Here is a 6,395-nt window from a genome sequence, read left to right on the forward strand (position 1 = left end):
AAGCGAGAAAGGCATCCGCTGGGGCGGCCGTCCACTCGCACCGGCAGCTTGAGACGCTCACCCAACCCGGTGATCGTTTCCGGTCACAGCACTAGAGGAGATCCGCGACAACCTCCTGCCCGCATCGCCGAAGCCGAACGCGAAGGCTGGCTCGGCGAAGTCGAGGGCCTGCACATCTACCTGACTGCCGCCGAGGCCAAGTTCGACGAACGGGCCCGCCAAGCCACCACCGTTAATCTCGGGCTCCCTAGTTTTCGCCAGGTCGCTGGACGGACCGCGATACTCCCCAAACGCCGAACCGGCGGGATGAACCTCCAGGCGGATAACCGAGATGCGCTTAACCCGTCGATCGGCTAGGACTGGTCGATGTCCTCACCCGCCCGGGGCGAAGGGCTCTTGGTTACCGTCAGATTTGCGAGGACACCGTGACGCCGATCTACCTGTCTCCGAACAACTCCCGGTGGACCCCGACAACCGAGGCCGACCTCCAACAGGCCATTGACGACGGCCTGCTCGTGGAGTCGCACTTCCTCGACCTCAAAGAGGTCCCGGACACCAGGGGCGATAACCGGGAGGCCGCTCGTGACATGGCCTCCTTCGCCATCGACAGCGGCACTCTGATCATCGGCGTTGCCGAAGACAAGCCGAACCGCACCTTCACCCTGGCCCCTCAGCTCCTCAACGGCCTTGCCGAGAAGATCGAGCAGATCGCCCGCACCATCCCCGACCAGCCCCTGACGGTCCTCACCGAGGAGATCGAAAGCGACGCTGACTCCACCCGGGGCTATCTCGTTATCCACATTCCGGCCAGCCCGGCCGCGCCGCACATGGTCGACGGCCGCTACTACGGCCGCGGCGACAAGACCAAGCACGTCCTGTCCGACACCGAGGTCGCCCGGCTGCACGAGCGCCGCCGCTCAGCTGACCGCGATGCGCTTGACCTGCTGCACAAGGAGATCGAACGCGACCCGATCACCGGCGAGCAGCGCAGCCAGGCTCACCTGTTCCTCGTTGCCCAGCCCCTGGCCGGCCGTTCGGACTTGCTTCTCGATCTGACCAGTGGGCCGACGTGGAACTCCAAGCTCGCGGCCTTCATGGAGCAGGCTTACACCCCGGAGTTGAACGCCATCCTGGGGAACATCGCAGAGGTCAGCCCGTCCCTTCGGGAGGCCACCAACGGCTTCCGGCGCGGCCGCGGCGCCGCACGCGCCACCCACAACCTGGGCGAGGGCCGCACCTTCATTCCCAGCAGCCAGCACTTCGCCGAAGACGCCATCGAGCTGCAGGTCCACGAAGACGGGGGATTGCGCCTGTTCTTCAGCCGACTCTCCGACCAAGCGCCCGACGGCTCCGGCGAACAGGTGATCTTGGCTGCGGCGGCCGTCGGCCACACACGCAGGTTCCTGACGCTGGTCCTCGCGGCCGCACAAGAGGCCGGCTACTTCGGCAACTGGGCCTTGGCCATCGGCGCCACCGGCCTCAACGGTCTTCGCGCCTACACCAACAACGGCATCGGGTTCGGCCCTCGCGCCCGCTCCGACGAGGACACCTACACCCGCACCACCGGCGTCACCTGGGCAGAGCTCAACAGCACCTCAGGAGCGGTCACCCACCGGCTTGCGGGACCGCTTCTGCGCGCGCTGGGAGTCGAAAGCTTCTATGAGAAGGCTCTCGCCGACCCCCCAACGTCAACCCCATGATCGTCCTCTAGGCAGGGGCGGCCTGCGCCTGACACCCCATGCTCCAGCCCGGCCCAAAACGTGTCTCTAGCTCATCTGAGCCTTTACGGCCACAGGCGCAGCAGGGGTGGTCCTGCGCCACCGTTCAAGACCACCCCAACGCTGGCCCTAGTCTTCGAAGAATCCTTCGAGACCTTCCAGGAATCGCCGCATTACCTCCCGGGCGGCTCCTTCTGCAGCTCCCCGCGCGACAACCTTCCCAAGGCCCTGCTCCTCGGCGGAGCGCTCAGCAGGGGCCGCTGCGTGCTCATCGCCCGGCGTTTCAGCGCCACGGTCGCTATCCGGCATCTGGACAGGACGCGGCCAAACGATCTTCCATGGACGGGGCATCTGATCTTCCCTTGATGATGGCAACCTGCCAGCGGGAAGAAGACGCGCTCCTTCAAACAGCCCTCCCAGAGGGGCACGCGACCCTTCCCGCACCGATGGAAAACATCGATAGAAACCTAGGGAAGGGGCTCTTAACTGAGGGCAGCAGCGAGCGAGCAGGGCCGAGGCCGCAGAACACGGCGCCCCGAGTTTAGTGGTCGCTGACCGGATAGGAATCCATCAATCAGCGCAATCACGATCATGATCATCGGATCAGACAGCACAGCCCAAAGCCGACGCCACGGGTACTTTCCCCCGGAGCGGTCGCGCTTTGAAGATGACTGCATGGGCTCCATACTGCCTCAACATCCGGCTGCATGGACCCGATTCGACTAGTTCAGAGAAGACCGCTTAACGCGGAATCGTCCCGTACATGCCAGGCCCACGGACACCCCGCCGGTTGCCGACCAGCGGGGTGTTCTGCCGTTTAGGCCCTGTGGCCGGGGAGCTTCGCAGGCGCGCACAGTTCCCGGTACGCCTCACGTAGCTCAGCAGCCTCGGGTACGCGGTGTGCTTCAACGGCTGTGATCACCTCGGCCGCACGCCAGTAGTTCGACGGCACCAGGAGGCCACTCGTTATGGCGGTGAGCGTGACATGCCCAGCCTCGTCAGGCTGACCGGCGGCCAGGAGGGCAAGAGCCAGGTCGAGCCGTGCGGAGACGGCCCTACGAGGCCGGGGCGGGCCGTCCGTTGTCGACTCCAGTCGGGCGAGTACTCCGCGGGCGTACGGCTCGGCGGCGGGGTCACCAAGCCATGACAGCGTGGTTGCGGTGTAAGCGTCACTCTTGGCGGGATCGTACCGATAGTGATGTTCGGCCCGGTCAGGCATCCTCAGCGGCGCGACCAGACGCGCAACTTGGTTGAGCGCGTCGCGCGTCTCCCGACTTGCGCCGAGCCGCGCCCAAGCACGGCCTTGCTGCGCTGTTGCCTGGATGTAGGCAGAACTGCCCTTCGGTGCGATCCGTTGCGCATCCTGGGACAGGCTCAGCGCGCGCCGGTAGTTGCCGGAGGTGAGAACCTGCCACGCTTCCGTTTCCAGGCACCACGCCATGATCTCGGGGTGCTCGGCGTGCTTCGACAATTGGGCGGCCGTCCGGAGCCGTGCGGCGCCCGCCGGAAACTGGTGCAGGTCGATATGGCACGTTGCGGCGAGCAACGACAGCCAACCACCGGCCACGAGCAGACGTCGATGCTCAGCGAGCGTCTTCTTCACGCTGATCAGTTGGGAGACGTAGGCGAGATGCTGACGCACCCGACCGAGCAGCTCCGCAGGTGGTGTTCCGGGGTACGCCACCGCCAGATCATCAACGGCCGTTTCCAGCCACTCGAGAGTCTCGGTGCCGACGTCACTGGCGGCCACGCGGCGAGCCAGCTCCGCGGCCATCACGTCACCTCTTCACCGGACCCGGGAGGACCTCCTGTCCCCCTCAGTGTCCCCCAATCGCATCTTGGCCGCGGGAATTGCTCAACGTTGTGATGGAGCAGTCACAAAAGCGGAACCCCGCAGGCTGGCAGGCCATACGGGGGCCCTTGATTGCAAATCCGGCCTGGCGTTTCCAGGTGGCCGACGCCCCGGGCGTCGCCCGGTGGTGGGCGCACCTGTACCGGCCGGTCACCGCCACCGAGCACACGGCCGGGGCGCGGGCCTCCGTCGGCCGCAGCACCCCGGAACGGCTGGCCGAAGCGCTCGCGCGCCACGCCGAGATCCTCGACCGGATGCGCCCGTAACCCCCTCGATCCCCAGACGGTTCGTGCCGACCACGCTCCGCGAGCCGCCCAGCCGCTTCCATCCCCACACCCACCGGGAGATCCCCCTATGACGGCCATCCTGGTCATGGGAACCACCCACGCCGACGCGACCGGTGTTGGTTTCCAACGCTCCGCCGTTCAACTTCCGAACTGAGGAGCGGATGAGCGACGAGGGACTGCTTTTGGCTTGGGCGCGCCGGTGTCTGGACAGAGAAACCTTGGTAGAGGTACCAGCGTGATACGGGTCTGTAGCCAACCGGTTATAGAGGGCGCGGAATCGTCCCGCGCATGCCAGAACCGAGGACGCCCCGCCGGTCACCGACCGGCGGGGCATCGCGCCGTGCGGGGAAGGTGTTCCCGCAAGTGAAAGAACTGGGCACTTGACGGCGGGACAGGTGCCGTCGCCGTAAGCAAGCAAAACCCCGGAGTCGATGGCAAGAAGAAAGCCCTGCGCCGTAGCCTGAAGTTCTCACCGCTTCAGGGAAGGTCAGGGCTATGTACGACCGTAACACGCCCGTGGACTACGGCGGGCGCGAGCCATCGAGCGTCGGAATGCGCATTCGCGAATTCCGTGCTATCCGCGACTTCTCCCTTGCCGAGCTGGGGCGCCGCGCTCATGTGTCCACCGGCCACCTTTCCAGGGTGGAGTCCGGCGACCGGCATGCCAGTCCCGCCGTGGTGGCCGCAGTGGCTCGCGCCCTCGGCGTACCGATTTCTGTCCTGCACGGACAGCCCTATATCCACATCCTGCAAAAGGATCAACTAGACGCGCTACTCACCCCGATAAGCAGCGCCCTTGATAGCTGGGATATCCCTTTAGAGGAAAATGTCCCTACCGACTCGCTCGATGAGTTGGCCGCGAAAGTAGCGCAGGCTTCGCGGCGTCGGGCCTCCGGCAACTTCGCGGCTGCGGCCGAAGCTCTGCCTGAGCTGATCACGGCCACAGCCACCGCCGTACAGATCCACAGCGCGCCCGGTGCCGACCGCGAACGCGCGTACTACCTACAGGCGGAGGTAGCGCGCACCACGGCAATCGTCGCCTACCGGCTCGGCTACATGGACCTGGCCCGACTCGCCTTGGCTCGCATGGCTGTTGCGGCACCCCAGTCGGGGGATCCTCGACAGGTCGCCATCGAGCGATACGAGCGGGCGCAGATGACGCATGCCGAAACCGCCCGGCCCGATCGTGGAGTAGCGCTCATGCGCCTGGCCCTCCGGGATCTGGTCAACGATGGCGAGCCCGCCACCGCAGCCGTACGCGGGACTCTGCTGCTGCGCGCCGCGACATTGTCGGCCGTTCAGCACGATCAGGCCGCGACAGAAAGCTGGCTCGGCGAAGCCGAAGACCTCGCTGAAGCATCGGCGCGGCAGCATGAGCAGGAGAATCCCCCTGGTAGCCGCTACGCCCTGGCCTTCGGACAGCTGAACGTGACCCTTGGCCAGATGGACGCGGCCATCCATGGTGACGACCATGACGCGGCACTACGGTGGGCTGAGATGGTGCAGATGCCAGAGGACTACCAACCCACCCGAGTTGCCGGGTTCTGGATCCGCCGCGCCGAGTCGTTTGCGTGGACCGCCCGGCATTCCCAAGCCCTGCAGTCCTTGCAGGAGGCCAGAAGGATCGCGCCACAGCTCACCCGATACCACCCGAACGTTCATGAGACGGTGGCCACGTTGCTTCGAGCACGTCAGCGCGCGACGGATTCGCTACGCGACTTCGCCCAATGGAGCGGCGTCTAGCACTCCATCTCCCACCACGTCAAGACCTCTTGCGTTGCCTAACTGGCAACGCAAGAGGTCTTTTGCGTAGCGACGATGTTACGGCCAGTACATAGCGGGAACCCCGCAGGCGGCCATGCCATACGGGGTCCCTTGATCGCAAAGGAGCTGCGATCCATGCACGATGGTAGGGCCACCGTGCCCGCACCAACCATCCCGGGATGGCGGTTGATCCTCAGTGACAGGAGCCGGTTCTGGGCCTTCCGACAGGAGCCCTTTCCCGTCGCGGCGCGGCGGGCCGGTGCCGAACCGGACCTGGACGCCGACACCTTCGACGAGATCCAGGCCCTCGTCGAGCACCAGGAAGGGATCGCCCGTCAGGTCGCCGAACAGGTGACGCCATGATCGGACGATCTCGTCACTGCGGACGACACCGCGACGGCCAGCCGCTCACGAAGGTGTACCGGCGCCTGTGGGACGGCCCCGCCCGATCCGAAGCCGAACAGCTGGACCGTTCCTGCCAGAGCTGGAGCGTGCTCTACAGCTTGGGGCAGCGCCGCTTCTACGCCCTCGCGGCCTGGCCGACGCCCGAACCGCTGATCATCGCCGACGACACCGCCGAAGGTCTGGCGGAGCGGATGCGCGAGGCGGAGACGGCCTTCATCCGGCACGCGCTCCCCGCGCCCGCGTCTCTTCCGGACAGGCGCGACGGCGCACGTTCCCAGGCGCCCGCCGTCGCGCCGCAGCACGGCCGACGCCCCTACCGGGAAGCGGCCTGAGACCGGCGCGGCGGCGAGGAGTGCCGTCCTCGCCGTC

General features: G+C 66.3%; 6 protein-coding genes and 1 pseudogene. 6 read left to right on the forward strand and 1 reads right to left on the reverse strand.

Annotated elements, in window-relative coordinates; all coding sequences use genetic code 11:
* Together AB0395_RS47370 and AB0395_RS47375 are read left to right on the forward strand one after the other, a co-directional pair.
* Positions 1-357 (forward strand): annotated as a pseudogene (locus AB0395_RS47370) (hypothetical protein); the annotation flags it as partial.
* A 68-nt stretch (positions 358-425) separates the two neighbouring features.
* Entirely contained in the window at positions 426-1,700 is a 1,275-nt protein-coding gene (locus tag AB0395_RS47375; protein ID WP_366294724.1) for an ATP-binding protein, read from the forward strand.
* Positions 1,701-2,535: 835 nt separating this feature from the next.
* On the opposite strand, the gene AB0395_RS47380 is transcribed toward AB0395_RS47375, so the two are convergent.
* Entirely contained in the window at positions 2,536-3,492 is a 957-nt protein-coding gene (locus AB0395_RS47380) for a hypothetical protein (protein WP_366294726.1), read from the reverse strand.
* A 146-nt stretch (positions 3,493-3,638) separates the two neighbouring features.
* On the opposite strand from AB0395_RS47380, the gene AB0395_RS47385 reads away from it, so the two are divergent.
* From AB0395_RS47385 to AB0395_RS47400, 4 genes are all read left to right on the forward strand, one after another.
* Positions 3,639-3,836, forward strand: a complete 198-nt coding sequence (locus tag AB0395_RS47385) for a hypothetical protein (RefSeq protein WP_366294729.1) — start codon at positions 3,639-3,641, stop codon at positions 3,834-3,836.
* 516 nt (positions 3,837-4,352) lie between these two features.
* Positions 4,353-5,600 (forward strand): helix-turn-helix transcriptional regulator, encoded by a 1,248-nt coding sequence (locus AB0395_RS47390; protein WP_366294732.1) that lies wholly within the window; start codon positions 4,353-4,355, stop codon positions 5,598-5,600.
* A 156-nt stretch (positions 5,601-5,756) separates the two neighbouring features.
* Positions 5,757-5,984 (forward strand): hypothetical protein, encoded by a 228-nt coding sequence (locus tag AB0395_RS47395; protein WP_366294734.1) that lies wholly within the window; start codon positions 5,757-5,759, stop codon positions 5,982-5,984.
* Entirely contained in the window at positions 5,981-6,358 is a 378-nt protein-coding gene (locus AB0395_RS47400; RefSeq protein ID WP_366294737.1) for a hypothetical protein, read from the forward strand. Before AB0395_RS47395 ends, AB0395_RS47400 begins: the two co-directional genes overlap by 4 nt.
* Positions 6,359-6,395: the final 37 nt, after the last annotated feature.

The organism is Streptosporangium sp. NPDC051023, assembly GCF_040689595.1.
Lineage (GTDB): Bacteria > Actinomycetota > Actinomycetes > Streptosporangiales > Streptosporangiaceae > Streptosporangium.

Excerpts from the sequence above, each read along its gene's own strand:
- AB0395_RS47395 (WP_366294734.1), top strand. The coding sequence starts at position 5,757 with ATGCACGATGGTAGGGCCACCGTGCCCGCACCAACCATCCCGGGATGG.
- AB0395_RS47390 (WP_366294732.1), top strand. The coding sequence starts at position 4,353 with ATGTACGACCGTAACACGCCCGTGGACTACGGCGGGCGCGAGCCATCG.
- AB0395_RS47400 (WP_366294737.1), top strand. The coding sequence starts at position 5,981 with ATGATCGGACGATCTCGTCACTGCGGACGACACCGCGACGGCCAGCCG.
- AB0395_RS47380 (WP_366294726.1), bottom strand. The coding sequence starts at position 3,492 with ATGGCCGCGGAGCTGGCTCGCCGCGTGGCCGCCAGTGACGTCGGCACC.